The sequence below is a fragment of the Megalodesulfovibrio paquesii genome, from assembly GCF_054653055.1.
The window spans coordinates 511082-536627 of sequence record NZ_BAAIGQ010000005.1 but is presented as its reverse complement, the minus strand read 5'-3'; the positions used below and the strand labels follow the sequence as shown (position 1 = coordinate 536627).

Below are 25546 nucleotides of genomic sequence, written 5' to 3'. Positions count from 1 at the left end.
TCTCGTTGTAAACATTCGCGGCGCTCAGGGCGCCTCGTTGGCTTCCTGTCGCCCGTCGCGCTTTTCTTAAGGAACACTCAGAATGTAGGGACCGTCGTCGGTCACTGCCACCGAGTGTTCGAAATGCGCTGCGAGGCTGCGGTCTTTTGTGACCGCCGTCCAATTGTCATCGAGGATTTCCACCTCGCTCGCCCCCATGGTCACCATGGGTTCGATCGCCAGGACCATGCCCACTTTCAGGGGCACTCCTGGCATGCCTTTAGGCACGAAGTTCGGAATTTCCGGCTTTTCATGCAGCCGGCACCCGATGCCGTGCCCGACGAAGCGGCGGACCACATCAAACCCCGCCTGCCGCACGTGTTCATGAATGGCGGCAGACACATCGTACAGCTGGTTGCCTGGGCGAACCATCTCGATTCCGCGCATGAGAGACGCTTCCGTGACCTGCAGCAGCCGCGTTGCAGATTCGGATATCGCCCCCACCGGGAAGGTCCGGGCAGAATCGCCATAAAAACCGTTATGGACGACGCCCATGTCCAGGCTGACGATGTCGCCTTCCTTCAACACACGTGAGGAAGGGAAGCCATGTACCACTTCTTCGTTCACAGAACAACATAAACAATAGGGGAATCCGTGGTACCCTTTGAAGGCAGGCTGGACCCCAAACTCCCGGCACATCCGCATGGCGATCTCTTCAAGGGCCATGGTTTCTATGCCTGGCTGCACGGCCTTGCCAAGTTCATCCAGAACTGCGCAGACCATGCGGTTCGCTTCCCGAAGATGGGCAATTTCTTGCTCATTCTTCAGGAAGATGCCGCGATATTTCTTCACTGTCGTCTGCCCCGAACCCGTCCCTTTTGCATCAGGCCTTCATATTGCCGGGAGATGAGGTACGATTCGATCTGGCCCATGAAGTCCATGGCCACGCCCACCACGATGAGCAGGCTGGTGCCGCCAAAATAAAACGGCACGTTGAACTGGCGGATCATGATCATGGGCAGCACGCAGATCACAGAGATGTAAATGGCACCCCACAGCGTGATGCGGGTCAGCACACGGTCGATATATTCCTGCGTCTTCGTGCCAGGCCGAATGCCCGGGACAAAGCCACCCTGGTTTTTCAGATTCTCGGCGATATCCTTGGGATCAAAAATAATCGCCGTGTAAAAAAAGCAGAAGAAGACAATCATGGCCACAAACAACACATTGTACAAGACGGTGTTGGGCGCAATGTAGGCGGCCATGTGCTGCAACGGCTCCCAGGTGGAGAACTGGCCAATGGTGGCCGGAAACATCAGCACGCTGGAGGCAAAAATTGGGGGAATGACGCCCGCAGTGTTCACCCGCAACGGCAAGTGCGTGGATTGGCCGCCCATCATCCGCCGCCCCACCATGCGTTTGGCGTATTGGATGGGGATTCGCCGTTGGGCTCGCTCCATGAACACAATGAACACCAGCACCGCCACCATCATCGCCGCCACAAGCAGCAAAACGAGCACGCTCATTTCACCGGTACGAATCAACTGGAAGGTGTTGATGATGGCCCGGGGAAAGCCGGCAATAATCCCAGAGAAAATAATCAGGGAAATGCCGTTGCCAATCCCCTTTTCGGTGATTTGCTCGCCCAGCCACATCACAAAGATGGTGCCGGCTGTCATGGTAATCACCGTGATGAGGCGGAAACTCCAGCCTGGATCCAGCACGACCGGCGCCCCAGTGGGCGAGGCCATGCTTTCCAGCCCCACAGCGATGCCGAAACCCTGGAACAGGGTGATCAGCACGGTGCTGTAGCGGGTATACTGGGTGATTTTTTTGCGGCCGGCCGCGCCCTCTTCCTTCTGCATCCGCTTGAGTTCAGGCACGGCCACCGTCAGCAACTGAATGATGATCGAGGCCGAGATATACGGCATGATCCCGAGAGCCAGGATGGACAGGTTGGAGAGTCCGCCGCCAGAAAACATGTCGAATAACCCGAACAGGGTATTTTTCATGCTGGCGAAAAAGTCCTGGAGCGCGCCTGCGTCCACACCGGGTACCGGGACGTGAATGCCCACGCGGTACACGGCCAGCAGCAGAAACGTCCAGAGCAGTTTCCTTTTGAGTTCAGGCAACCGCGCCAGATTCTCCACACCTGTCATAGCCATGCGTCTACCTACCCTTCCAACGCCTTGGCGCTGCCGCCGGCGGCTTCGATCTTGGTCTTGGCCTGTGCGCTGAAGCGATGGGCTTCGATGGTCACGGCGGCGGTGATTTCACCATCGCCAAGCACCTTGACCACCGCACCCTTCTTGCACAGCCCGGCAGCATACATATCGTCGAGAGTCACTTCCGCCTGTCCGGGGAAGGCTTCGATAATGCGGCCGAGATTCAGGGGGGCGCAGACCGTTTTGAACAGATAGTTTTTAAAACCGCGCTTGGGCAGGCGGCGGGCCAGAGGCATCTGGCCGCCTTCGAAGCCAGGGCGCTTGGTGCCACCCTTACGGGCCTTCTGGCCCTTGTTGCCCTTGCCGGCAGTGCAGCCCCAGCCGGAGCCGGAACCACGGCCAATGCGCTTGCGTTCCTTGCGTTCCTCGGGGAAGGGATACAGATCGTTAAGACGCATGAGATTCCACCTCCACGAGATGCACCACGCGATTGATCATGCCGCGGATCACGGGAGTGTCCGCATGGGCACGGGTATCGTTAAGTTTGCGAAGTCCCAGGGCCTTCAAGGTGGCGCGTTGCGCCGGCTTGCAGCCGATGGGGCTTTTCTTCAAGGTGATAGCGAGCATGACGGCATCCTTCGCTGTGCTTCAATATGGTTGCTGACCGGGTTACTTGCGGGGCGTTTCCAGCGTCTTGCCGCGCAGCTTGCCCACGGTTTCCGCATCGCGCAGGGAGGTCAGCCCGGCGAACGTGGCTTTGAGGACGTTATGCGGATTGTTCGTGCCGATGGCCTTGGTCAGGATATCGGTGACGCCCGCTGCTTCCATCACAGCGCGCACCGGGCCGCCTGCGATGATGCCTGTCCCCTTGGAGGCAGGCTTCAGCAGCACCCGTCCGGCCCCGAAGACGCCAGTCGTCTCATACGGCAGCGTCCCGTCGAGAAGAGGGATCGTCTTCATGGTCTTGCGGGCGCGTTCCGTGGCCTTGCGGATTGCCTCGGGCACTTCCTGCGCCTTGCCCAGGCCGGCGCCGACCTTGCCGTTGCCGTCACCCACCACGACCAGGGCGCTAAAGCTGAAGCGGCGGCCGCCCTTCACAACTTTGGCCACGCGGTTCAGGTAGACGATCTTCTCAATAAAACCGGATTCGTTGGTTTCCTGTGCGCTCACCGTTATGCTCCTGAATTCGCGTGCCTAGAAAACGAGGCCCGCTTCCCGGGCGCCGTCGGCCAGGGCTTTGACCCGACCATGGTACAAATAGCCATTGCGGTCGAAGACCACTTTCTCGATGCCGAGTTCCTTGGCCTTGCGCGCCACTTCCTTGCCCACTTCCGTGGCCACGTCCTTGGTAAGGGACGTCATTTTGATGGAAGAGGCGGCAGCAATGGTTTTCCCGGCAAGATCGTCCACCAGCTGAGCATAGATGCTCTTGTTGGAACGGAAGACAACCAGGCGGGGACGCTCGGGGGTGCCGTTGATCTTTTTGCGGATGCGCATTTTGCGCTTGAGCCGCATTTTGTTCTTGTCCATGCTCATGGCTGCACCTATTTCTTGCCGCCGGACTTGCCGGCCTTGCGGCGGATGGTTTCTTCCGCGTACTTGACGCCTTTGCCTTTATACGGTTCGGGCGGACGAATGCGGCGGATGGTGGCGGCAAACTCGCCCACCGCCTGCTTGTCCACGCCGGAGAGGGTCAGCTTGTTGCCTTCGACCTTGGCTTCGAGGCCCTTGGGCAGGTCCAGCAGCACCGGGTGGGAAAAACCCAACGCCAGTTCCAGGGCCTGACCTTTGACAGCCACCTTGTAGCCGACGCCGATCACTTCCAGGGTCTTGGAAAAACCTTCCTTGACGCCGTGGATGCAGTTGGCCAGCAGCGTGCGGCGCAGCCCATGCTGGGCCCGGGCCAGACGCGATTCATCGTTGCGGGACACAGTCACCTTGCCGTCAGCCACAGTGTAAGCCACCGAAGGATGCACGGGGGTGGAGATGGTCCCCTTGGGGCCCTTGACGTCAACAGTCTTGGGGCCCACCGTCACTTCCACCCCGCCAGGGATGGGAATGGGGAGTTTGCCGATGCGTGACATGTGCGTTCTCCTACCAGACTTCGCAGAGCAGTTCGCCGCCCACGCGCTGGGAATGCGCAGCTTCACCAGCGAGCACACCCTTGTTCGTGGACAGGATGCAGATGCCCAGGCCGTTTTGCACGCGGGGGATTTCATCCGCAGCCACGTACACCCGGCGACCAGGCGTGGAGACGCGCTTGAGGCCCGTCACCACCGGCTTGCCGCGATGGTATTTGAGGGTGACACGCAGGGAATTACCTTCCACTGCGCAATCCTCGATGTACCCCTCTTCCTTGAGGATGACTGCCATGGCAGCCTTGATCTTGGAGTTCGGGATGAGCACATCCTTGTGCAGCGCTTTGAAAGCGTTGCGGATGCGCGTCAGCATGTCGGAAATGGGATCGGAAATGTTCATGGCGCGTTCCTTGCGAACACCAGGCTACCAGCTGGACTTGCGAACCCCGGGCAGCTCGCCAGCCAGGGCCATGTTGCGGAAGCAGATGCGGCAGATGCCGAAGCGGCGCAAAAACGCGCGCGGACGGCCGCAGATGGGGCAACGGTTGTAACCCCGGGACGAGAACTTGGGCTTGCGCCTGGCCTTGACTTCGAGTGACGTGCGAGACACGGGGAACTCTCCTTGCTTCTCTTGAGGGCCTTACTTCTTGAAGGGCATGCCCAAGAGGTCCAACAGGACCTTGCCTTCCTTGTCCGAGGAGGCGGTGGTGACGATGGTAATGTTCATGCCTTTGACACCTTCGACCCGGTCAATTTCGATTTCCGGGAAGATGGTGTGCTCCTTGATGCCCATGGTGAAGTTGCCGCGGCCATCAAAGCCACGGTCGCTCACGCCCCGAAAGTCGCGCACGCGCGGCAGGGCGAAGTTCATCAGTTTGTCCAAAAAGTCCCACATGCGGGCGCCACGCAGGGTCACGCGGCAACCAATGGCCATGCCTTCGCGCAGCTTGAACGCCGCGATGGACTTCTTGGCCCGGGTCACCACCGCCTTCTGGCTGGCGATGCGAGACAGTTCGGAAACAGCGTCATCGATGAGCTTGTGGTTCTGGGCACCTTCACCAAGGCCCATATTCACAGACACCTTCTCGATGCGCGGAATCTGCATGGAAGAGGAGTAGCCGAACTCCTTGAGGAGCGCGGGGGACACCTTTTCGTGGTAAATCTGTTCCAAATGACACTGGCCCATGACCCTACTCCATCACTTCGTTGCACTTCTTGCAGAAGCGCACCTTTTTGCCGTCTTCCATGAGCTTGTAGCCCACACGCGTGGGTTTGGTGCACGCAGGGCACATCAGCTGCACGTTGGAGATGTCCAGGGGCGCTTCCTTTTCAAGGATCCCGCCGGCCTGCTGCCGGTACGGGTTGCCCTTGGTATGGCGGCGCACCATGTTCACCTTTTCCACCAGCACAGATTCTTTTTTGCGAAGGATGCGCAGGATCTTGCCGATCTTGCCCTTGTCCTTGCCGGCGATGATCATCACCTTGTCGTCTTTTTTGATGCGGCACTTGGCGAGCATGGCGAACTCCTAGAGCACTTCCGGGGCCAAAGAAACAATCTTCATGAAGTTCTTGGCCCTGAGCTCGCGCGCCACGGGGCCGAAGATACGGGTGCCCACGGGTTCGAGCTGGTTGTTCAAAAGCACCGCAGAGTTGGTGTCGAAGCGGATGTAGGAGCCGTCGTTGCGGCGCACTTCTTTCTTGGTGCGCACCACAACAGCCTTCATCACGTCGCCCTTTTTCACCTTGGCATGCGGCATGGCATCTTTGACCGAGACCACGATGATGTCGCCCACGGAGGCGTAGCGGCGCCCGGCTCCGCCGAGCACCTTGATGCAAGCCACGCGCTTGGCGCCGGAATTGTCGGCGACATCAAGATTGGATTGAATCTGGATCATGGCGCGTTCCTTACACAGCCTTTTCGAGGACTTTCACCAGGCTCCAGCGTTTGCGGGCAGAGAGAGGACGAGATTCCACAATCTGCACCTTGTCGCCGATCTGGCATTCATTGTTGGCATCGTGCGCCATGAACTTCTTCCGGCGGCTGATGTACTTCTTGTACAAAGGATGCATCACCAGGGTGTCAACCTGCACGACAATGGTCTTGTCGCACTTGTCGCTCACCACATTTCCGACGAGCATCCGCTTGTTGCCTTGCTTCTCAGTCTGCGCCACGTCGCTCATGGCCTTACTCCTTGCCCGTTTCCTTTTGCTTCAACACGGTCATGATCCGGGCGATGGTCTTCTTCACCTGGGGGATGCGGGCAGTATTTTCCAACTGAGCCGTGGCATGCTGAAAGCGCAGATTGAAGAGCTCTTCCCGAAAGCCAGTCAGCTTTGCCCGCAAATCGTCGGCCGTCAGGCCGCGCAGTTCCTTGACATCCATGATCGTCCTCCTACACCGCTTCTTCGCGGACGACGATGGTGGTCTTGATGGGCAGCTTGTGCGCCGCGCGGGTCAGCGCAGCCTTGGCCAGCTCCAGATCCACACCCTTGATTTCGTAGAGCACCTTGCCGGGCTTCACCGGAGCACACCAGCCCACCGGGGCGCCCTTACCGGAACCCTGCCGGGTTTCCGCAGGCTTGGCAGTCACAGGCTTGTCCGGGAAGACGCGGATCCAGACCTTGCCGCCACGCTTGATGTGGCGCATCATGGCCACACGGGCTGCTTCGATCTGCTGGTTGGACAGCTTCCCGTGCTCCAGGGCCTTCAGGCCGATGTCGCCGAACGCCACGGAATTGCCGCGAAGAGCCATGCCGCGCAGCCGGCCTTTTTGCATCTTGCGGAATTTGACGCGTTTTGGGGAAAGCATTATTGCACCGCCTCTTGGTCAAGGATCTCGCCTTTGTAGATCCACACTTTCACACCGATGACGCCGTAGGTCGTGTTGGCACGAGCCACACCGAAATCCAGGTCCGCACGCAGGGTGTGCAGGGGCACACGGCCTTCACGGTACCATTCGCGGCGGGCGATTTCAGCACCGGCCAGGCGGCCGGAGCAGGCAACGCGGATGCCTTCGGCACCAAACTTGCGAGCCAGGGACAGTGTCCGCTTCATGGCCCGGCGGAACGCCACACGGCGTTCGAGCTGCAGGGCGATGTTTTCGGCCACCAGCTGGGCGTCAATTTCCGGACGGCGAATCTCGTTCACTTCGATGGAGAATTCGTGCCCGAACTTTTGCTTCAGATCGCCGCGCAGCTTTTCGATCTCCACACCCTTGCGGCCGATGACAATGCCCGGACGCGCAGTGTGGATGATGATGCGAATCTTCCCGCCGGCACGCTCGATCTCCAGTTTCGCCACTCCAGCATGATAGAGCAGCTTTTTCACAAACTTGCGGATCTGGTGATCCTCGTACACGAAGGCAGGGTATTCCTTCTTGCTATACCAGCGCGACAACCAATTCTTGTTGTAGCCGAGCCGGAACCCGTATGGATGGACTTTCTGACCCACGGCCGTCTCCTCGCCTTATTCCTGTTCCGCCACAATCACCGTGATGTGGCTGGAGCGCTTCAGAATTTTGTTCACGCGACCCATGGAGCGGGTGAGATGCCGCTTCCAGGAGGGGCCTTGGTCCACAATAATTTGCTTGACCACCAACGAGTCCACATCCACTCCGGGAAGCTGCTCGGCGTTGGCCACAGCGGAAGAGACAACCTTGGTCAGCATTTCCGCTGCTTTCTTGGGGGTAAATTTGAGGATGTTGAGCGCATCCTCGACCGGGCGCCCCTGGATATTTCGTGCCACCAGCCGCACCTTGCGGGGGCCGATGCGCATGTGTTTTGCGGTCGCTTTGACTTCCATGATCCCTGCTCCCAGGCGCTAGCGCCAGGCTACTTCTTGCCGGCCTTGGCCTTTTTATCGGAGGCGTGGCCGTGGTAGGTTCGCGTGGGGGAAAATTCGCCCAGCTTGTGCCCAACCATGTTCTCGGTCACAAAGACCGGGATGAATTTGCGGCCATTGTGCACCGCAAACGTGAGCCCAACCATTTCAGGCACAATGGTGGAACGGCGCGACCAGGTCTTGATGACGCGGCGATCGCCGGATTCGTTGGCCCGATCCACCTTGGAAACCAGGTGGTTGTCCACAAAAGGACCTTTGCTCAGTGACCGAGGCATGCGCTCCTCCAATACCCTTTCGACTAAAAATGATTACTTCGCGCGACGGTGTTTGACGATGAGCTTGGAAGACGCCTTCTTCTTGTCGCGAGTCTTGTAGCCCTTGGTCGGCAAACCCCAGGGGGTGCAGGGGTGGCGACCGCCGGAGCTGCGGCCTTCGCCGCCGCCCATGGGGTGGTCCACAGGGTTCATGGCCACGCCGCGAACCTTGGGGCGCTGACCCAGCCACCGATTGCGGCCGGCCTTGCCCAGGGACACGTTCTCGTGGTCAATGTTGCCGACCTGTCCCACCGTGGCCAGACCATGCGCCAACACCTTGCGCACTTCGCCGGAGGGCAGACGCAGCAGGGCGTACTTGCCTTCCTTGGCCACCAGCTGCGCATACGTGCCAGCAGCGCGGCAGAACTGGCCGCCCTTGCCGGGGTGCAGTTCCACGTTGTGAATGACCGTGCCCACAGGAATCTTCTGCATGGGCAGGGCGTTGCCGGGCTTGATGTCCACGGCGTCGCCAGCCATCACGGTGTCGCCCTGCTTCAGGCCCAGGGGGGCGAGGATGTAGCGCTTCTCACCGTCCGCGTAATGCAGGAGCGCAATACGGGCGCTGCGGTTAGGGTCATATTCTATGTGGGCCACCTTGGCGGGCACATCGAACTTGGTGCGCTTGAAGTCGATGATGCGGTACAGGCGCTTATGGCCACCACCACGACGACGAGCAGTAATACGTCCATTATTGTTGCGGCCGGCCTTCTCAGTAAGACCTTCGGTCAAAGACTTCTCAGGGCCCTGCCGAGTGATCTCGGTGAACTCAGAGATGGTCTGGAACCGCCGGCCGGCGGAAGTGGGCTTCAAGGTACGAATAGCCATGACTAGACCCCTTCAAACAGCTCGATTTTTTCGCCCTCGGCCAGGGTCACATAGGCCTTTTTGAAGCCGGACTCCTTGCCAACCGCGCGACCGAACTTGGTACGGAGACGGGGACGCTGGCGAATCATGTTCACGCCCTCGACCTTGACTTTGAAGGCCTCTTCCACCGCCTTGCGGACCTCGATCTTGTTGGCCTTTGGGTGGACGAAGAAGATCACCTGATTGGCGCTCTCCTTGGCCAGCGTGGCCTTTTCCGAGATCAAAGGCTTAAGCAGAATCTGCGTATAATTCATCACAACGTCCCTCGTATGCCTGCGCGGCGGCACGTCTCGCCGCCGCGTTGCGTTCTCCGGATCTTGTTACTCGCCCTGCCCTTCACCCAGGAAGCGCGATTCCACCTGGGAAACGGCATCCTGCAGCAGCACCAGCTGCGGGTGGACAAGGATGTCGCGAACATTCAGCCGCTCCTGGGAGACCACCGTCACTCCAGGAAGATTGCGTGCCGAAAGAGCGAGATTGTTATCTTCTTTCCCCAAAACAATCAAGCATTTTTTCAGATCGAGTGTTCCCAGAATCTGAGAAAATGTTTTCGTCTTGATTTCAGGCATATCAATGGTGTTCAGCACCAGCAGGCTGTCGTCCTTCAGGCGGGCGGACAGGGCCATGCGCATGGCCAGGCCGCGCACTTTCTTGTTCACCTTGAAGTCGTACTTGCGAGGCTGGGGGCCGTGCACCACGGCGCCGTGCCGCCACACCGGAGACCGGTTGGACCCGCAGCGGGCCCGGCCGGTGCCCTTCTGACGCCAGGGCTTCTTGCCACCGCCGGAGACGAAGGTCCGGGTCTTGGTGGCGTGAGTGCCGGCGCGCTTGGCTGCCATCTGCGCACGAACCACGAGATGCAGGATCTCGGGACGCACTTCCACTTCAAAGACTTCGGGAGCCAGCGTCAGTTCACCAACGGGCGCCTTGGTCTGATCGTATACTTTCACAACGGCCATGACGCGCCTCTCTACTTGAGCTTGCGGACCATGACGATCCCGTTGCGGGGACCGGGCACAGCGCCGCGGATGAGAATGACGTTGTCTTCGGGGCGCACGTCCACCACTTCCAGCTGCATCATGGTCACCGTACGGTTGCCCATGTGGCCGGCCATCTTCTTGTTCTTGAAGATCTTGCCGGGCCGGGTGCGGTAGCCGATGGAGCCGCCGGACCGGTGCACTTTTTCGTGGCCGTGGGAGTCAGGCGCGCCTGCGAAGTTCCAGCGCTTCATAACGCCCTGGAAGCCTTTGCCTTTGCTCGTGCCGGACACCTTGACCTTCTCCCCGGGGAAGAAGAGTTCCACGGTGAGATCCTGGCCGAGTTCATAGTCGCTCACATCGTCAAGCCGCAGTTCGCGCAGGTGGCGGTACAGGCCTTTGTCTGCCTTGGCCAGGTGGCCGCGCTCCGCCTTGGACAGCTTGCGCTCCTCCACCGTGTCGAAGCCGATCTGCAGGGCGCTGTAGCCATCCTTCTCGACGTTCTTGATCTGAGTGATCGGACACGGGCCTGCAGCGAGCACGGTGCAGGGGACAGCAGTGCCGTCGGAGTTGTAGATACGGGTCATGCCGAGCTTGCGACCCAAAATGCCGATGGACATGGTCGTTCTCCTACAGCTTGATCTCGACGTCCACGCCAGCGGGCAAGGAAAGCTTGCCCAGGGCGTCCACGGTCTGCTGCGTGGGCTCCATGATGTCCAGGAGCCGTTTATGAATGCGCATTTCGAACTGCTCGCGGGACTTTTTATCCACGTGCACAGAGCGCTGGACCGTATATTTGTGGATATTGGTCGGCAGGGGCACAGGGCCGGCAATGCCGGCGCCCGTGTTGCGGGCCGTATCCACGATCTCGGCCACCGCCTTGTCCAAAATGCGGTAGTCGTAGGCCTTCAGTTTGATGCGGATGCGATCGCTGGAAACAGTGGACATCGTAGGTTACTCCATGATCTCGGACACCACGCCGGCGCCCACGGTGCGGCCGCCTTCGCGGATGGCGAAGCGCATGCCTTTTTCCATGGCGATGGGGTGGATGAGCTCGACCTCGAAGGTCGCGTTGTCGCCGGGCATGACCATTTCCACGCCCTCAGCCAGCTTGATCACGCCGGTCACGTCCGTGGTGCGGATGTAGAACTGCGGACGGTAGCCGGTGAAGAAGGGCGTATGCCGGCCGCCTTCTTCCTTGGAGAGCACGTACACTTCGGCCTTGAACTTCTTGTGCGGGGTGATGGAGCCCGGCTTGGCGAGCACCTGACCGCGTTCCACGTCTTCACGCTTGATGCCGCGGAGCAGCGCGCCGATGTTGTCGCCGGCCTGGCCCTGATCCAGCAGCTTGCGGAACATTTCCACGCCCGTGCAGGTGGTCTTCACCGTGTTCTTGATGCCGATGATTTCCACTTCTTCCCCAACCTTCACCACGCCGCGTTCCACACGACCAGTCACCACGGTACCGCGGCCGGAGATGGAGAACACGTCTTCGATGGGCATCAGGAAGGGCTTGTCCACGTCGCGCACAGGCTCGGGGATGAAGCTGTCGCAGGCGTCCATCAGTTCGTAGATGCAGTTGTTGGCCGCGTCGTCGGCGGTGTCGGACTGCAGCGCGCCCAGGGCGGAACCGCGGATGACCGGGATGTCGTCGCCGGGGAAGCCGTACTTGGAGAGCAGCTCGCGCACTTCCAGTTCGACCAGTTCCAGCAGTTCGGCGTCGTCAACCAGGTCCACCTTGTTCATGAACACCACCAGCGTGGGCACGCCGACCTGACGGGCGAGCAGGATGTGCTCACGGGTCTGGGGCATGGGGCCGTCCGTGGCGGCCACCACGAGGATGGCGCCGTCCATCTGGGCTGCGCCGGTGATCATGTTCTTGATGTAGTCGGCGTGGCCGGGGCAGTCCACGTGCGCGTAGTGGCGCTTGGCGGTCTCGTACTCCACGTGGGCCGTGGCGATGGTGATGCCGCGTTCCTTTTCCTCAGGCGCCTTGTCGATCTGGTCGAAGGCCACGAACTGGGACTGGCCCTTCATGGACAGCACCTTGGTGATGGCGGCCGTCAGCGTGGTCTTGCCGTGGTCGATGTGGCCAATGGTGCCGATGTTGACGTGCGGCTTGGACCGTTCGAATTTTGCCTTGCCCATTGTATAGTCTCCTCGTCTCGCAGAGAACGGGTCGTGCTTTTGTGGCGCCCGAGCTACTTGCGCTTAGTGATTTCTTCGGCCAGTTGAGCCGGAACTTTTTCGTAGTGATCAAACTGCATGGTGAACGTGGCGCGGCCCTGGGTCTTGGAGCGCAGGTCCGTGGCGTAGCCGAACATCTGGGCCAGGGGCACCTCCGCCTTGACCACCTGGGCGCCTGGGCGGGCTTCCATGGTGGTGACGCGGCCGCGGCGGGAGTTCAGGTCGCCCATCACGTCGCCAAGGTATTCCTCAGGGGTGACCACTTCCACAGCCATGAAGGGTTCCAGCAGGGCCGGGGAGGCCTGGTGGCAGGCTTCCTTGAAGGCCATGGAGCCGGCGATGTAGAAGGCCTGTTCCGAGGAGTCCACTTCGTGGTAGGAACCGAAGACCAGCGACACCTTGAGGTCCACCACGGGGTAGCCGGCCATGACGCCGCTCTTCATGGCGTCCTTGATGCCCTTGTCCACCGCGGGGATGTATTCCTTGGGAATGACGCCGCCTTTGATGGCATCCACGAATTCGTAGCCACCCTCGGGATTCGGTTCGACCTCGATCACCACGTGGCCGTACTGGCCGCGACCGCCGGACTGCTTGGCGTACTTGTGGTCCACCTTGGCTGGCTTGGTGATGGTTTCGCGGTAGGCCACGCGAGGCTTGCCCACGTTGGCGTTGACGCCGAATTCCCGCACCAGACGGTCAACGATGATTTCCAGATGCAGTTCACCCATGCCAGCGATCAGGGTCTGGCCGGTTTCCTCGTCGCTCTTGACGCGGAAGGAAGGGTCTTCCTTGGCCAGCTTGGCCAGGGAGTCGGAGAGGGAGTCGCGGTCGGCCTTGGATTTGGGCTCAATGGCGACTTCGATGACCGACTCAGGAATGGTCATGGATTCCAAAGCAATGGGCCGCTTTTCGTCGCACAGGGTATCCCCGGTGGCGGCGTATTTCAGGCCCACGGCAGCCACGATATCGCCCGCGCCAGCCCACTTGATTTCCTCACGCTTGTTGGCGTGCATCTTCAGGAGGCGGCCGATGCGTTCCTTCTTGCCCGAAGCGCCAACCACAACACCCATGCCGGATTCGATGACGCCGGAGTAGATGCGCAGGAAGGTCAGGTGCCCGACATACGGGTCGGACATGAGCTTGAAGGACAAGGCGGCCAGGGGCAGGTTATCGTCGCAGGGGCATTCGACTTCTTCGCCCGTGTGCACGTTGGTGCCCTTGATGGCTGCAATCTCCAGAGGAGAAGGCAGGAAGTCCACCACGGAGTCGAGCAGGGGCTGCACGCCCTTGTTCTTGAAGGCCGAGCCGCAGAGCACCGGGGTGCAGATCATGGCGATGGTCGCCTTGCGCACGCCCACAGTCAGCTCTTCGGGGGTCAGCTCTTCGCCGCCGAGGTACTTCTCCATCAGGGATTCATCTTCTTCCGCCACGGCTTCCAGGAGTTCCAGACGACGGGCGTCGAACTCGTCCTTGAACTCGGCAGGCACGTCTTCGACACTGAACTTGGAGCCCTTGGACTCGTCGTCAAAGAGAATGGCCTTGCCGGCGATCAGGTCCACCATGCCGCGGAAGTTGTCTTCGCTGCCGATGGGGAACTGGATGGGCACGGGCTTGGCGCGCAGGCGGTCGCGGATCATGTCCACGCAACGCTGGAAGTTGGCGCCGATGCGGTCCATCTTGTTGACGAAACAGATGCGGGGCACGCGATACCGGTCCGCCTGCCGCCACACGGTTTCAGACTGGGGCTCCACCCCGGCAACGGCGTCGAACACGGCGATGGCGCCGTCGAGCACGCGCAGGGAGCGCTCCACTTCCATGGTGAAGTCCACGTGGCCGGGCGTGTCGATAATGTTGATGCGGTGGTCTTTCCAGTTGCAGGTGGTGGCGGCAGACGTAATGGTGATGCCGCGTTCCTGCTCCTGAACCATCCAGTCCATGGTGGCCTGGCCGTCATGAACTTCGCCGATCTTATGCGAAACGCCTGTGTAATACAGAATGCGTTCGGTCGTGGTGGTCTTCCCAGCATCAATGTGGGCCATGATGCCGATATTGCGCTGCCGATTCAAAGGGACGACGCGTGACACAGGGTGCTCCTTGACTTGCCTTGTCTTGCCGAGGTCAGCTCAGGCCGGTTCGCACTACCAGCGGTAGTGGGCAAAAGCCTTGTTGGCGTCCGCCATGCGATGGACGTCTTCCTTTTTCTTCACAGCGCCGCCACGATTGTTGAAGGCGTCGGTCAGTTCGCCGGAGAGCTTGTTGACCATTCCCTTCTCGCCGCGGGCGCGGGCGTAATTGATGAGCCAGCGAAGAGCCAGGGCAACCTGACGTTCGGGGCGCACTTCCATGGGCACCTGGTAGGTGGCGCCGCCCACACGGCGGGGCTTGACTTCCATGTGCGGCTTGACGTTGTCCAGGGCGCGCTCAAAGGCACGCATGGGCTGTTCGCCAGTGCGCTCGGCGAGCACTTCCAGCGTCTTGTAGAAAATGGCTTCAGCATTGGCCTTCTTGCCGCTGAGCATGAGGCGGTTGATGCACTTGGCAGCCATGCGGCTGCTGTACACCGGATCAGGCTGAATGCTGCGCTTGGGTGTGGAACCTTTCTTGCGAGGCATGGGGGCTTCCTTGCTTGAAGAAGATGGCTATTTCGGCCGCTTGGCGCCGTACTTGGAACGGCTCTGGCGACGATCATTAACGCCGGACGTATCCAGGGTGCCGCGCACGATGTGGTAGCGGACACCGGGAAGGTCCTTGACGCGGCCGCCGCGGATGAGCACCACGGAGTGCTCCTGCAGGTTGTGACCTTCGCCAGGGATGTACGCCGTGACTTCAATCTGATTGGTCAGACGCACACGGGCAACCTTGCGCAAGGCCGAGTTCGGCTTTTTGGGCGTGGTCGTGTACACGCGAGTGCAGACGCCGCGGCGCTGGGGGCAGGCCTGCAATGCCGGGGTCTTCTTGCGCTTGCTCACTTCCAGGCGAGACTTGCGGATCAACTGGTTAATGGTAGGCATTGCCTTCCTCCGTAAAAGCTCCAAAAATAAAAAGAACCCCCCGGCTTAGAGACCAAGCCGTAAGGTGACGCGCCGTCATGAAGCGACGCAAAGCCCAACACCTCTATCCAACCTGCCCGACACTGTCAAGGGTGAAGGTTGGTTCGAGCAACAAATAATCTGCTGCCGTGCTGGGTCAGCGACCCTACCACAATATTTCCCAGAGCGCCAGATGGATCACCAAAAGATCTCGCGCTCGGGACCGGGCATCCGAATACGCCGACGCTTCCGGCAGTCTGGCCTTCCGGGTGTCGCTGCCAGTCTGGCGTTTCGAGGGCCGCAACGAGACGAAGCTCTTGGCGAGACTAGCTTTCCGATGACACCCAGGCCTCGCGCACAGTGCGCAGCCCGTACCCCTCCAGGGTCGCGGCCTTGGCCTGCAGATCGTCCAGGAGCATGGCCAGACACTGCTCGCGCAAGCGCTGCACGTCATCCTCTTCGTAATCCATTTCCAGCTTGTACAGATTGCCCAGGGAGCTGGCCATGGAGCGGCGGTTCTTCTGGGCGCTCTTGCCGCTGGCCTTTTTGTGGGACACGGCCAGCGCGCCCTGGTAGACCGGGAAGAGCCCCTGGCTGCACAGCCGCAGGTCGTGTTCCAGGTCATCATACTGGGTGGGGTTGAAGCGCAGGTCAAAGACGCCCACGCGGTCCAGACTCTCACGGGTGAAAAGATGGCAGCAGCCCGTGACCGAGGCGCAGGGGCGCAGATAATCATGCTGCCCCAGGTCCATGGCCTCGTGATGCACGCCGGAAAGGCGGATGCGGCGCGGATAGGCCGGGGCAAAGCCGCCGGGTTCGGGCATGGGAGGCGGCTCGGTCAGCTGGAAGTCCGCACTCTGGATGCGCCAGGGCGTTTCGGCATCCACCACCTTGCAGCCCCAGACTCCTGCCGCGGGATAGCGCTTTTTGGCAGCATAGAGGCGTTCCAGCCAGTCCGTGGGCACGGTGGCGTCGTCATCCAGGAAGATCACATCCCCGCAGCTGCGGACCTCTTCCGTGGCCAGCAGCCAGTTGCGGGCCGCGGGGGCGCCGATGTTCACCGGCAGCCGGATGGTGGTCAGCCTGTCCTTGAATTTCGCCCGCCAGGCGGCGAGCACCCCGCCCGTGGCATCGGCCGAGCCGTTGTCCAGGGCCAGCAGCCGGGCATTGTGCAATCGGCTGGCAGCCAGCGCCTCCAGAGCCAGGTTCAAATCCTTGGCTTTGTTGAAGCTGTACAGGCACACGGCCACGGGCACATCCGGCGGCTCCAGGGCATCGGCCACGCCGGTCAGCCGGTCGTGCACCATCAGCAGCTGGCTGACCAGCCAGGGTCGGGCGTTGAGCGCCTGCTGCCAGAGGGGGGCAGCGCGGTCGGCCCGGTCCTGCCGCCAGAAACTCTCGGCCAGACGCAGCTGGCACAAGGCCTCGCACTCGCAGCCTTCCCTGCCCTGAGCCTGCCCATGCGCCTGGGCAAGGGCCTTGGCGAACAGTGCCCGCGCCCCTTCAAAATCCTCCCGAAAAAACTGCACTTCCCCGCGCATGCGCTGCACCAGCCAGACCATGGGGCGCGGGGCGTGGTCCTGAAACTGCTGCAAGAGGCCGTCCAGCCAGTCCAGCTCGCCCAGGTACACCGCCAAGCCGGTGGCTTCGCGCATCCAGAACGAACTGCCCGGGGCATCCTGCAGCTGGCGGGTGCAGAGGTCACGCACTTCGTCGAACTCCCCGGCCTGCTGCAGCTGGCGCAGGGTCTGGGCCTCGGCGGGCGTCTCGAAATGATGCACCGCGGCAACCATCGTTTCGCGCAGCAGGGGCAGATCGGGAAACATGCCCGCGGCGGTCAGGGCATCCCGGGCCAGCGACCCATCCAGGGGGTCATGCTCCCAGGCCAGGGACAGGAGTTCCGCGCCCAGCCGGGCCAGGGCCACCCCTTGCGGGTCCCTGCGCAGGGACTGGCCGTCCATGGCCAGGGACAGGGCCAGCCGGCCGGTGCGTTCAAGATGAAACCGTCCGGAAACGCCATGCAGCAGCCGCTCCAGCACGGGAGCGGGACAGTCGCCAAAAGGGAATCGATATGGAGCCGACGCCATGATGATGCAGTCCTCTGCTTGACAGGACGGTGGATTGCGTCCCAGATGTCAAATGCCTGCTGCACCCCTAGCCCGAGCGCGAGGCTTTCGCAAGTCATGTCCATCCATTCTGCTGCATTGCTCCCCTCCCCTGCCTGGCCCGGCGCATCCTTTTATGATGTTCTGGCCCGGCGGATCCTCCTCTGGAAATACGGCAGCCAGGGCCGGGTGTGCGCCGAGCATGCCCTGGAACAGGCTGTCTCCGCCGCGGGCGAGGACTCGCGCTTTCTTGGCCCGGCCGCAGGCATGGCCTTCTGGATGTGGCAGCAACGCCCGCTGCATGCAGGATTGCTGGAGACGCTGCTCTCCCTGGAGCGGCTTTCCCCCTTCCTGCCCGCCGGGACCCGCGCCGCGCTGGCCAGCCTGATCAAATTCAAGCCCCTGCTCAACACCCTGGATGCGGCCTGGCAAGCCGCCTGGGACAAGGGCGAGCCGGCCCGCTGTCGCGAACTGGTGGACCGCACCCTGCCCCCGCCCCTGGCCCGGCACCCCTCGGGCCTGGGCGACCGCCTGCTGGCGCAGGCCTTATTATATGATGCGGAATATTCTGCGCAGGGAACGGCTCCGACCCTGCTGCACGTGCTGGATTCGCTGGACGCAGCGCCTGCCTTTGCCGCCTGGGCGGCTGTGGCCCGGGCATTCCTGCTACGCGAGGCCGGCGACCCCGACGGTGCGGCCCGCTCCCTGCTCCCGGCCTGGCGGGCCATGCCCTGGCATGTGAATCTGGCCTGCGTCCTGCATGACCTGCTCCACCTGCCCCACTTGCACCACTCGGCACAGGCACCCCTGCGGGGCAGCGCCACGGCGCAGACCCTGGCCATGTCCCGCCACACGGTCGTCTGCCTGTACACCTGGAACAAGGCCCGGCCCCTGACCCAGGCCCTGGACGCCCTGGCCGGGAGCGACCTCGGCGAGGCCCGGGTCCTCCTCCTGGATAACGGCAGCAGCGACGCCACCCCCGCCGTCATTGAGGAGTACGCCCGCCGCGCCCCGCATCCCGTGGATATCCTGACCCTGCCCGTGAACATCGGCGCGCCCGCGGCCCGCAACTGGCTGCTGGTGCAGCCGGCCGTGCAGGCGGCCCGGCAGGTGGCGTTTCTGGATGACGACGCCATCGTCCCGCCGCACTGGCTGTGGGCGATGCTGGAAACTGCGGCCCGTCACTCCGGGGCCGGCGTCGTGGGTTGTCAGATCGTCGGCCCGCGCCCGCCCTATCCCCTGCAGGCCGCGGACTTTCACCTGCTGCCACCAGCCCTCTGCCCCTCGGGCTTTGCGGATCTGCGCGAGCGCATCCACATCCTGGACAATGGCCTGGGCGAAGCCGCCCTGGGCCTGTTCGCCTACGAACGCCCCTGCGCCACGGTCACCGGCTGCTGCCACCTGCTCACCGAGGCCGCGTTGCGGCATCCTTCATTCAGGGTTTCCCGCTTCGACATCGCCTTCTCCCCCAGCCAGTTCGACGATGCAGCCCGGGATCTGCATGGTGCCCTGGCCGGCCTGCCCGCAGTCTGCTGCGGTGGCCTGCGGGTGCGGCATCTGCAGCATTCCAGCCTGTCCCAGGCCAAAACACCCTTCCAGGAAGCGCGCATCCGAGCCAACAAGGCGGCCATGGAACTGCAGTTTCGAGATGAGGACGTGCTCCGGCTGGCGCAGGAGGATGCAGCCCGCACCCTGGACCATCTGGCCCGGGTGTTGAACAGGTTGGAAGCGCTGGACAAGTGAGCTGGGCGCGGTGCGACCCGTACACCACAGCACCAACATACCGATATAGCAATATTTTCCCGGCGTTGCCCGCACCCGCCCTACCGCGCGCTCCACTCGCGGATCAGCTGCTCCAGGCCTTCCTCGCCCAGGCTGCTGGTCTCGTACATGCCTTTGGCCATGCGCTGGCGCCAGGCCTCGTAGAGCAGAATGGCCGCGGCCACGGACACGTTCAGGCTCTGAACCATGCCCATCATGGGGATATAGACCTCGTCCGGGGCCAGGGCCTGGAGCTCCAGGTCTGCGCCGCGGTGCTCATTGCCCATGATGACCGCCGTGGGACGGGTGAAATCGTAATCCGTCAGCGGCCTTGCCTTTTCCGAACAGGCCGTGCACAACACCTGCATGCCCTGGGCGCGAAAGCCTTCGACCATGGCTTTGGGGTCGGAGTGCCGCTCTGTGCCCACCCATTTGCGGGCCGAGGCCGAGGTTTTTCGACCCAGCACGGGAAAGGCCGTATCCGTATAATACAGATGCACCTTGCTCACGCCAAAGGCGTCGCAGCTGCGGTACACGGCCGAGACATTGTGCGGGTCATGGATGTTGGCCAGAACCAGGGTCAGGTCGTGCTGCCGGGCTGTGGCCACGCGGCGGACCTTGGCGGCACGCTCCGGGGTGATGCACTCGGGGAGTTTGTGTTTTGGCGTCATGGCGAGGGTGTGGTACGCAATAGTCGCGCTGTGTGCAAGCTTCTTCCCTGGGCTGCGCAGATTCTGGCTACTCCAACCAATCGGAGCGCGCATGGAACGTCACCTGCTGCTGACCGTCTCGGCAGATCGCGAGGCGGCTTCAAACGTTCGCTTCATCCGCCATTTTTTTGAGGATCTGTGCCGCTTGCGGATCACGCTGTTCTACGTGGCCGCCCGGCCCATGGATTCCGACTATCGCTTTGTTCCCAGCATCCTGGAAACCGGCAAGCCCCTGGAAACGCCGGTGGAGGAATTGCGTTCTCCCGAAGCCCGCGCCGCCCTGCAGCATACGCAGGAATGGCTGATGCGCCAAGGCTGCCCTCCCGAACACATCGCCACCAAGGCCGTGTTCTCCCGCTTTGGCATAGTCCATGATATCATCCAGGAAGGGCATGCCGGCAAGTACGACGCCGTGGTCCTTGGCAAGCGCTGCGTCTCCTGGTTCGACACGCTGTTCGACGATTCTGTCACCAGCCGTATCCTGTGGGAACGCATTGACTTTCCGGTGTGGATCTGCCGGCGCCCCGAAACCGGGTTCACCAGGCATGTGCTGCTGTGCCTGGACGGGTCCGACGCCAGCCTGCGCATGGCGGATCATGTGGGCTTCATGTGTGCCGAGGTGCCAGGACAGGAGATTCACCTGTTTCACGTTGCCAATGCCGCAGGTCCTAGGGAGGGCCTCTTCCGGGAGGCCAGGCAGGCACTCTCCGAAAACGGCGTCCACGAATCGCGCATCCAGGAACTGGCGCCCCAGGGGGATTCCCCTGCGCAGGCCATCCTGCAACAGGCCAGAGCGGGGAAATATGCCGTTGTGGCCCTGGGACGCCGCGCTGTTTCCAAATCGGATTCCCTACCTGCGCAGTCTGGCCCGTCTGTTTCCGAAAACATCCTCAAATCGTTTGAGGATTTTTCGTTATGGATCAGCAAATGACCCTGAGCGCTGCAGAAAGCCCAGTGCGGCAAAAATCCGCGTCACCCTCTTGTCATGTTGCGGTGTTTAAGCTACAAGAATTTCCAGCCATTAAGGCGGGCCAAGACAACCTTTCTGCTACCATAACGCGTGTTTTTTTGACGCTGAACACCAGGTGTGCGCAATCATGCCTTTCTATTGATGCGCCCTTATCCCTGGTCCATGCTACGGGGCAGACTCTGTGACAGATCACGCATCTTCCATTGGCACCACGTCGTCGGCGCATCATGCAGCCGGCACCAGTCACGTTACCGGATCGAGCGCGTTGGAGCGCATGGATGAACATCATCACGGAGGAGACAGCGCCAATGGCTCTGCCTGCAACGTGACCGGCTTTGTGCTGACGTTCATCCTGATGATGATCACGTGGTGTATTCTCTCAGGCTTTTTCGACTCATTCCACCTGACCATGGGGGTGATTTCCAGCCTCATCGTCGCCTGGGGATCGCACGACCTGCTGTTCTCCACGCCCACGTCAGTGCGTCTGCAGGAAACCTGGCGCATCTGGCTCGGCTTCCCAGCCTATTTTATTTATCTTTTCGTAGAGATATGGAAAGCCAACATTTACGTGCTGAAGATGTGCTTTGCCAGAGATGTGGAGAAGGTCATTGATCCGCATTTGATCACCTTCAAGACCACCCTGCGGAGCCGCCTGGCCATGGTCACCCTTGCCAATTCCATCACCCTGACCCCCGGCACCATCACTGTGGAAGTGGACTACGACGGCATTTTTACCGTCCACGCCATTGATGAAGCCATTGCAGAAGGGTTGCTCAAAACGGAAACCAACGAGATGCAGGCACGCATCGCCAAGCTGTTTGGAGAACAGTAGCCATGGAGCAGTTTATTTTGTATTCTGGCGTGTTCCTGGTGCTGCTGATGATTGCCTCAACATACCGCGGCATTGCCGGGCCCACAGTGTTGGACCGCATCCTTTCCGTAAACGCCATCGGCTCCAAGACCACTGTGTTGCTTGTGCTCATCGGCTTTTTGTATGGACGTGCGGAGATGTTTGTGGACATCTCCCTGGCCTACGCCATGTTGAACTTCATCGCCGTCATCGCAGCGGCCAAGTACTTTCATAAGCGGCGCGGGCAAAACCGGGAAGTCTGCTACCTCTCTTCTCCCAAGCGGTAGTCGAGCCACAGGCATTTTGCAAAGAGAGCCCTGCATGGAACTTGCAATCGACATCGTCTTTGTTGCCCTTACGCTGCTCGGGCTGGTGTTTTACCTTGGTGGCACCGTAGGCATCATTCGTTTCCCGGACTTTTACTCCCGTCTGCACGCTGCCGGCAAGCTGGACAGCCTAGGCGCACTGTTGATGCTGACTGGTTGCGCCATACTCGAACTGCAGCATTTCAACCTGGGCACCGTGCTGACTGCGCTTAAAATCATGCTGATCATGGTGTTCGTTTTCCTGGCCAGCCCCACGGCCACGCATGCCATCGTGGACGCGGGCCTCGCCAGCGGGCACGCCTTCTGGACAAAACGCCAGCGTTTGCCCAAGGATGCTGAGCAAAAGGCGCAGGAGGGTCACTGATGTTTTGGCAGATTGATAATTTGGTGCTCACCCTGGTGATCATCTGCGCCATCGCTGCTCTATCCATCAAGGATAACCTCTCTGCCGCTCTCTTCTTCGGGGCATACAGCTTCATGATGTGTTTGTTGTGGGCCATCATGGGCGCGGTGGATGTGGCCTTTACTGAAGCCACAGTTGGTGCCGGCGTTTCCACGGTGTTGTTCATTGCGGCCATCTTCCGCACTTCCAGGAGGACAACGGATTGAAAGCGCTCGCCTGGATCAGTTGCCTGCTGCTTGGCGCGACCATGCTGTTCGTGGCAACGAACTTTCCGGACTGGGGCGACCCCAACTCCCCGGCTTCGTTGCATGTATCGCCGTACTACATCGAGAACGCCATTCCGGACACCAGCGTTCCGAACATCGTTTCCGCCCTGCTTGCTGACTACCGGGGCTACGACACCATGTTCGAAACCGCTGTGGTGTTCACGGCTGCCATGGCCTGCTACTTCATCCTGCGGGTACTTGGCTGCGAAATTTCCGGCCAGCGCCTGTACCGTCATCTTGAAACGGGTATTTTGATCCGCACCAAGCGGCCCATCAACATGCCCATCGGCTCCAGCTTCAAGCGTGTGGAGTCCGTCAGCCAGCGGTACGACTTCATCACGGCCAAAGTATGCCGTTTGATGATTCCTTTCCTGCAAATCTTCGGGCTCTATATCATCGTCCACGGGCACCACAGCCCCGGCGGCGGCTTCCAAGGCGGCGTGGTGCTTGGGGCAGCCTGGATTCTGCTGGCCATTTCCCATGATCTGCAGTCTGCCTGTGACCGATATACCGAGCGCCGCATGTTCGTGTATGTTGCCCTCGGGGTATTGATTTACGCTGGCACAGGCGCGCTCGCCGTGATGTATGGTGGAAACTTCCTGGATTACAGTTCGCTGGCTCCGTTGTACGGCCTCGATGCCATTGCCTCGCGTTCGTTCGGTATCTTTGTGGTCGAAGTGGGGGTCGGCTTCACCGTCATGGCCACCATGATCCTGTTGTACAACTTCCTGTCCAGCGCCGGCCGCTGCGACGAAGGGTTGTAGGAGGACGTCGTGTTAGACATGCTCTTGGACATCCTCTCCACGAAATACAATTATGCCGGCTTCATCATTTTGATGTGCATCGGCTTGTGGGCCATGATTGGCAAACGGAACTTGCCCAAGAAGATTCTGGGAATGAACATCTTCCAGACCGCCATCATGCTCTTTTACATCTCCATCGCCGTAAAAGCCGGTGCAACATTGCCAATCATCGACGCTCACGGCGCACATGGTGGTGAACTGCATGTGAATGCAGCGGATTACCTGAATCCGCTGCCCCACGTATTGATGCTGACTGCCATCGTCGTTTCCGTTGCCACCCTTGGTGTTGCGTTGGCCCTGGTGCAGAAGATTTATCGCGAGCACGAGACCCTGGAAGAACCTGAAATCCTGGAACAGTTGCGGAAATGAGCCCACACTTCCCGGCCCTTTTGGTCACCGTGCCGCTCCTGATGGCCTTCATCACCACCCTGCACGGGTGGCTGGGCGGCAAGCGATCGTTCTATTTCGCCTTGTTCACCACGGTAGTCTGTTCCTGTATGAGCCTGTTCCTGCTGGTTCATGTTCTCGAGCAAGGCCCCATCCTGTACAAACTTGCCGGCTGGTCCGCGCCCATTGGCATCACCTACAGGGTTGACGGCCTGAATGCCGCCGTCCTGACAGTGATGAGCATTGTGGCGTTTTTCGTGATCGCAGGCACCAAACCCTCGGTGGAGCGCGAGCTTTTCGGCAAAGAGCCCGCGTTTTACGCACTGGCCCAGCTGGCGCTCTGCGGCCACCTGGGGATGAGCATCACAGCGGATGCATTCAACTTGTACGTGCTGCTTGAGATCACTGCCCTGTCCGGTTATGCCCTGCTCGCGGTGGGCCGGCCGCGGGCCTATCATTCCGTGCTCAATTATCTGCTTATCGGCACCATCGGGGCCTCTTTCTACCTCCTCGGGGTCGGCTTTCTGTATATCAAAACCGGCAGCCTGGACATGCTGGATATCGCGCAGCGCATCCAGCCCATCGCCCATGAACCCACGGTGCTTGCAGCCATCGCCCTCATTGTCCTGGGCATGCTCATCAAAATGGCCTGCTTTCCGGTGCATGCCTGGCTGCCCAATGCCTACACACACGCCTCCTCCGCAGCATCAAGCCTGCTCGGCCCCATGACGACCAAGGTCATGGTGTATGTGGTGCTGCGAATGATCCTCACTGTCTTTACCCCTGATTTGGCGTACAGCCTTCCCGCATTGCCTGAAATCCTGGTCTGGTGCGGCACCGCCGCCATCATCGTCGGCGCGATCATGGCGCTGGCGGCCAAGGATTTCAAACGAATGCTCACGTGCATCATCCTCTCCGAAGTCGGCTACATGGTCGGCGGGGCATGGCTTGGGACACGGTTGGGCTTTACGGGCGCCGCCCTGCATTTGGTAGGCGATGCCCTGATGACCGTCACGGTCTTCCTTGCTGCGGCCTGTCTGACACAGCAGCTCGGCAGAACACAGCTCTCCGAGCTCAAAGGTGCCTTCGGAAAAATGCCTGTCACCATGGGTGCCATGGCTGTGGGGGCTATGGCCATGATCGGCGTGCCGCCAACCTGCGGTTTTTACAGCAAATGGTACCTGTTACGCGCAGGAATTGAACAAGGGCAGACTGCCTATGTCATTGCCTTGTTACTCTCCAGTCTGGTGAACGTGGTGCTGTTCTTCAGAATTTTTGAAATTGGATATTTTGAACCGCTCAAGGCCGGTCATGGCCATGGCGACCACGGACATGAGCTGGGGCACGGGCACGGCGAAACGCATGCAGCGCCTACGTTCCAGGAAGCTCCATTCTCCATGGTTGCCATGCTCATAGTGGCTGCGGCTTCTTGCATTGCCCTGGGATTCGCCACTCCGTGGCTTGTGGACCTCATCGACTCGGCCCTGCCGCCGACGCTGCTCTAGGAAGATAGATCCATGACTGCTCCGGC

General features: G+C 60.8%; 38 protein-coding genes. 9 read left to right on the top strand and 29 right to left on the bottom strand.

Translation table 11 applies throughout. From position 1 onward, the window contains the following. Window positions 1–66: 66 nt before the first annotated feature. From map to ACYQ00_RS08875, 28 genes are all read right to left on the bottom strand, one after another. Window positions 67–831: a type I methionyl aminopeptidase gene (gene map / locus ACYQ00_RS09010; RefSeq protein ID WP_460031805.1), complete on the bottom strand. Its 765-nt coding sequence runs from the start codon at window positions 829–831 to the stop codon at window positions 67–69. Further along, window positions 828–2144, bottom strand: a complete 1317-nt coding sequence (gene secY / locus ACYQ00_RS09005) for a preprotein translocase subunit SecY (protein WP_460031804.1) — start codon at window positions 2142–2144, stop codon at window positions 828–830. The genes map and secY overlap by 4 nt, the downstream gene beginning before the upstream one ends. Before the next feature lie 8 nt (window positions 2145–2152). Continuing rightward, window positions 2153–2602, bottom strand: a complete 450-nt coding sequence (gene rplO, locus ACYQ00_RS09000) for a 50S ribosomal protein L15 (RefSeq protein ID WP_460031803.1) — start codon at window positions 2600–2602, stop codon at window positions 2153–2155. Continuing rightward, on the bottom strand, window positions 2592–2771 hold the full coding sequence (gene rpmD, locus ACYQ00_RS08995; protein ID WP_460031802.1) for a 50S ribosomal protein L30: 180 nt from the start codon (window positions 2769–2771) through the stop codon (window positions 2592–2594). Before rpmD ends, rplO begins: the two co-directional genes overlap by 11 nt. Window positions 2772–2813: 42 nt before the next feature. Beyond that, window positions 2814–3314, bottom strand: coding sequence for a 30S ribosomal protein S5 (gene rpsE / locus ACYQ00_RS08990; protein WP_460031801.1), 501 nt, complete (start codon window positions 3312–3314; stop codon window positions 2814–2816). 24 nt (window positions 3315–3338) lie between these two features. Next, window positions 3339–3680, bottom strand: coding sequence for a 50S ribosomal protein L18 (rplR, locus tag ACYQ00_RS08985; protein ID WP_460031800.1), 342 nt, complete (start codon window positions 3678–3680; stop codon window positions 3339–3341). 8 nt (window positions 3681–3688) lie between these two features. Further along, a complete protein-coding gene (gene rplF, locus ACYQ00_RS08980) occupies window positions 3689–4228 on the bottom strand; it encodes a 50S ribosomal protein L6 (protein ID WP_460031799.1) in 540 nt (179 codons plus the stop codon). 10 nt (window positions 4229–4238) lie between these two features. Beyond that, a complete protein-coding gene (gene rpsH / locus ACYQ00_RS08975) occupies window positions 4239–4622 on the bottom strand; it encodes a 30S ribosomal protein S8 (RefSeq protein ID WP_460031798.1) in 384 nt (127 codons plus the stop codon). A gap of 24 nt (window positions 4623–4646) precedes the next feature. Next, window positions 4647–4832, bottom strand: coding sequence for a type Z 30S ribosomal protein S14 (locus tag ACYQ00_RS08970; protein ID WP_021761578.1), 186 nt, complete (start codon window positions 4830–4832; stop codon window positions 4647–4649). A gap of 30 nt (window positions 4833–4862) precedes the next feature. Further along, complete coding sequence (rplE, locus tag ACYQ00_RS08965) at window positions 4863–5408, bottom strand: 50S ribosomal protein L5 (protein ID WP_460031797.1); 546 nt, start codon at window positions 5406–5408, stop codon at window positions 4863–4865. A 4-nt stretch (window positions 5409–5412) separates the two neighbouring features. Beyond that, entirely contained in the window at window positions 5413–5739 is a 327-nt protein-coding gene (gene rplX / locus ACYQ00_RS08960; RefSeq protein WP_460031796.1) for a 50S ribosomal protein L24, read from the bottom strand. 9 nt (window positions 5740–5748) lie between these two features. Continuing rightward, window positions 5749–6117: a 50S ribosomal protein L14 gene (gene rplN / locus ACYQ00_RS08955; protein ID WP_460031795.1), complete on the bottom strand. Its 369-nt coding sequence runs from the start codon at window positions 6115–6117 to the stop codon at window positions 5749–5751. A 10-nt stretch (window positions 6118–6127) separates the two neighbouring features. Next, the gene (gene rpsQ / locus ACYQ00_RS08950) at window positions 6128–6403 is read right to left on the bottom strand and encodes a 30S ribosomal protein S17 (RefSeq protein WP_460031794.1); all 276 of its coding nucleotides are present in this window, start codon (window positions 6401–6403) and stop codon (window positions 6128–6130) included. 4 nt (window positions 6404–6407) lie between these two features. After that, window positions 6408–6605: a 50S ribosomal protein L29 gene (gene rpmC, locus ACYQ00_RS08945; protein WP_460031793.1), complete on the bottom strand. Its 198-nt coding sequence runs from the start codon at window positions 6603–6605 to the stop codon at window positions 6408–6410. A gap of 10 nt (window positions 6606–6615) precedes the next feature. Next, entirely contained in the window at window positions 6616–7032 is a 417-nt protein-coding gene (gene rplP / locus ACYQ00_RS08940) for a 50S ribosomal protein L16 (RefSeq protein ID WP_021761584.1), read from the bottom strand. Further along, entirely contained in the window at window positions 7032–7673 is a 642-nt protein-coding gene (gene rpsC, locus ACYQ00_RS08935; protein ID WP_460031792.1) for a 30S ribosomal protein S3, read from the bottom strand. The genes rplP and rpsC overlap by 1 nt, the downstream gene beginning before the upstream one ends. Window positions 7674–7688: 15 nt before the next feature. Then, a complete protein-coding gene (gene rplV / locus ACYQ00_RS08930; protein ID WP_460031791.1) occupies window positions 7689–8024 on the bottom strand; it encodes a 50S ribosomal protein L22 in 336 nt (111 codons plus the stop codon). Window positions 8025–8053: 29 nt separating this feature from the next. After that, a complete protein-coding gene (gene rpsS / locus ACYQ00_RS08925; protein WP_460031790.1) occupies window positions 8054–8338 on the bottom strand; it encodes a 30S ribosomal protein S19 in 285 nt (94 codons plus the stop codon). Window positions 8339–8371: 33 nt separating this feature from the next. Further along, a complete protein-coding gene (gene rplB, locus ACYQ00_RS08920) occupies window positions 8372–9202 on the bottom strand; it encodes a 50S ribosomal protein L2 (protein ID WP_460031789.1) in 831 nt (276 codons plus the stop codon). A gap of 2 nt (window positions 9203–9204) precedes the next feature. Further along, window positions 9205–9495, bottom strand: a complete 291-nt coding sequence (gene rplW / locus ACYQ00_RS08915; protein WP_460031788.1) for a 50S ribosomal protein L23 — start codon at window positions 9493–9495, stop codon at window positions 9205–9207. A gap of 66 nt (window positions 9496–9561) precedes the next feature. Then, window positions 9562–10200 carry a 50S ribosomal protein L4 gene (rplD, locus tag ACYQ00_RS08910; RefSeq protein ID WP_460031787.1) on the bottom strand — a complete coding sequence of 213 codons (639 nt, stop codon included), beginning with the start codon at window positions 10198–10200 and terminating at the stop codon, window positions 9562–9564. Between the two features lie 11 nt (window positions 10201–10211). After that, window positions 10212–10838, bottom strand: a complete 627-nt coding sequence (rplC, locus tag ACYQ00_RS08905; RefSeq protein ID WP_460031786.1) for a 50S ribosomal protein L3 — start codon at window positions 10836–10838, stop codon at window positions 10212–10214. 10 nt (window positions 10839–10848) lie between these two features. Continuing rightward, window positions 10849–11166 (bottom strand): 30S ribosomal protein S10, encoded by a 318-nt coding sequence (gene rpsJ, locus ACYQ00_RS08900; protein WP_021761593.1) that lies wholly within the window; start codon window positions 11164–11166, stop codon window positions 10849–10851. Between the two features lie 6 nt (window positions 11167–11172). Beyond that, complete coding sequence (gene tuf / locus ACYQ00_RS08895; RefSeq protein ID WP_460031785.1) at window positions 11173–12366, bottom strand: elongation factor Tu; 1194 nt, start codon at window positions 12364–12366, stop codon at window positions 11173–11175. Between the two features lie 53 nt (window positions 12367–12419). Beyond that, entirely contained in the window at window positions 12420–14489 is a 2070-nt protein-coding gene (gene fusA, locus ACYQ00_RS08890; protein WP_460031784.1) for an elongation factor G, read from the bottom strand. Between the two features lie 54 nt (window positions 14490–14543). Further along, window positions 14544–15017 carry a 30S ribosomal protein S7 gene (rpsG, locus tag ACYQ00_RS08885; RefSeq protein ID WP_460031783.1) on the bottom strand — a complete coding sequence of 158 codons (474 nt, stop codon included), beginning with the start codon at window positions 15015–15017 and terminating at the stop codon, window positions 14544–14546. 27 nt (window positions 15018–15044) lie between these two features. Continuing rightward, window positions 15045–15416 carry a 30S ribosomal protein S12 gene (gene rpsL, locus ACYQ00_RS08880; protein ID WP_460031782.1) on the bottom strand — a complete coding sequence of 124 codons (372 nt, stop codon included), beginning with the start codon at window positions 15414–15416 and terminating at the stop codon, window positions 15045–15047. A gap of 344 nt (window positions 15417–15760) precedes the next feature. Beyond that, complete coding sequence (locus ACYQ00_RS08875; RefSeq protein WP_460031781.1) at window positions 15761–17521, bottom strand: glycosyltransferase; 1761 nt, start codon at window positions 17519–17521, stop codon at window positions 15761–15763. Window positions 17522–17617: 96 nt separating this feature from the next. Between ACYQ00_RS08875 and ACYQ00_RS08870 the strand changes: the two genes are divergently transcribed. Beyond that, window positions 17618–19282: a glycosyltransferase gene (locus tag ACYQ00_RS08870; RefSeq protein WP_460031780.1), complete on the top strand. Its 1665-nt coding sequence runs from the start codon at window positions 17618–17620 to the stop codon at window positions 19280–19282. Between the two features lie 80 nt (window positions 19283–19362). Here the strand turns inward: ACYQ00_RS08870 and ACYQ00_RS08865 are convergent, their stop codons facing one another. Next, complete coding sequence (locus ACYQ00_RS08865) at window positions 19363–19971, bottom strand: TrmH family RNA methyltransferase (RefSeq protein WP_460031779.1); 609 nt, start codon at window positions 19969–19971, stop codon at window positions 19363–19365. Between the two features lie 91 nt (window positions 19972–20062). Between ACYQ00_RS08865 and ACYQ00_RS08860 the strand changes: the two genes are divergently transcribed. The 8 genes from ACYQ00_RS08860 (at window position 20063) to ACYQ00_RS08825 (ending at window position 25520) form a co-directional block, all read left to right on the top strand. Beyond that, the gene (locus ACYQ00_RS08860; protein WP_460031778.1) at window positions 20063–20941 is read left to right on the top strand and encodes a universal stress protein; all 879 of its coding nucleotides are present in this window, start codon (window positions 20063–20065) and stop codon (window positions 20939–20941) included. A gap of 313 nt (window positions 20942–21254) precedes the next feature. After that, window positions 21255–21812, top strand: a complete 558-nt coding sequence (locus ACYQ00_RS08855) for a Na+/H+ antiporter subunit E (protein WP_460031777.1) — start codon at window positions 21255–21257, stop codon at window positions 21810–21812. 2 nt (window positions 21813–21814) lie between these two features. After that, on the top strand, window positions 21815–22117 hold the full coding sequence (locus ACYQ00_RS08850) for an MrpF/PhaF family protein (RefSeq protein WP_460031776.1): 303 nt from the start codon (window positions 21815–21817) through the stop codon (window positions 22115–22117). Between the two features lie 34 nt (window positions 22118–22151). Next, window positions 22152–22520 carry a monovalent cation/H(+) antiporter subunit G gene (gene mnhG / locus ACYQ00_RS08845; protein WP_460031775.1) on the top strand — a complete coding sequence of 123 codons (369 nt, stop codon included), beginning with the start codon at window positions 22152–22154 and terminating at the stop codon, window positions 22518–22520. Beyond that, on the top strand, window positions 22520–22765 hold the full coding sequence (locus tag ACYQ00_RS08840) for a Na(+)/H(+) antiporter subunit B (protein ID WP_460031774.1): 246 nt from the start codon (window positions 22520–22522) through the stop codon (window positions 22763–22765). The genes mnhG and ACYQ00_RS08840 overlap by 1 nt, the downstream gene beginning before the upstream one ends. Beyond that, window positions 22762–23589 (top strand): hydrogen gas-evolving membrane-bound hydrogenase subunit E, encoded by an 828-nt coding sequence (gene mbhE, locus ACYQ00_RS08835; RefSeq protein WP_460031773.1) that lies wholly within the window; start codon window positions 22762–22764, stop codon window positions 23587–23589. Before ACYQ00_RS08840 ends, mbhE begins: the two co-directional genes overlap by 4 nt. 18 nt (window positions 23590–23607) lie before the next feature. Continuing rightward, complete coding sequence (locus ACYQ00_RS08830) at window positions 23608–23997, top strand: cation:proton antiporter subunit C (protein WP_460032501.1); 390 nt, start codon at window positions 23608–23610, stop codon at window positions 23995–23997. After that, window positions 23994–25520, top strand: coding sequence for a proton-conducting transporter transmembrane domain-containing protein (locus tag ACYQ00_RS08825; RefSeq protein ID WP_460031772.1), 1527 nt, complete (start codon window positions 23994–23996; stop codon window positions 25518–25520). The genes ACYQ00_RS08830 and ACYQ00_RS08825 overlap by 4 nt, the downstream gene beginning before the upstream one ends. Window positions 25521–25546: the final 26 nt, after the last annotated feature.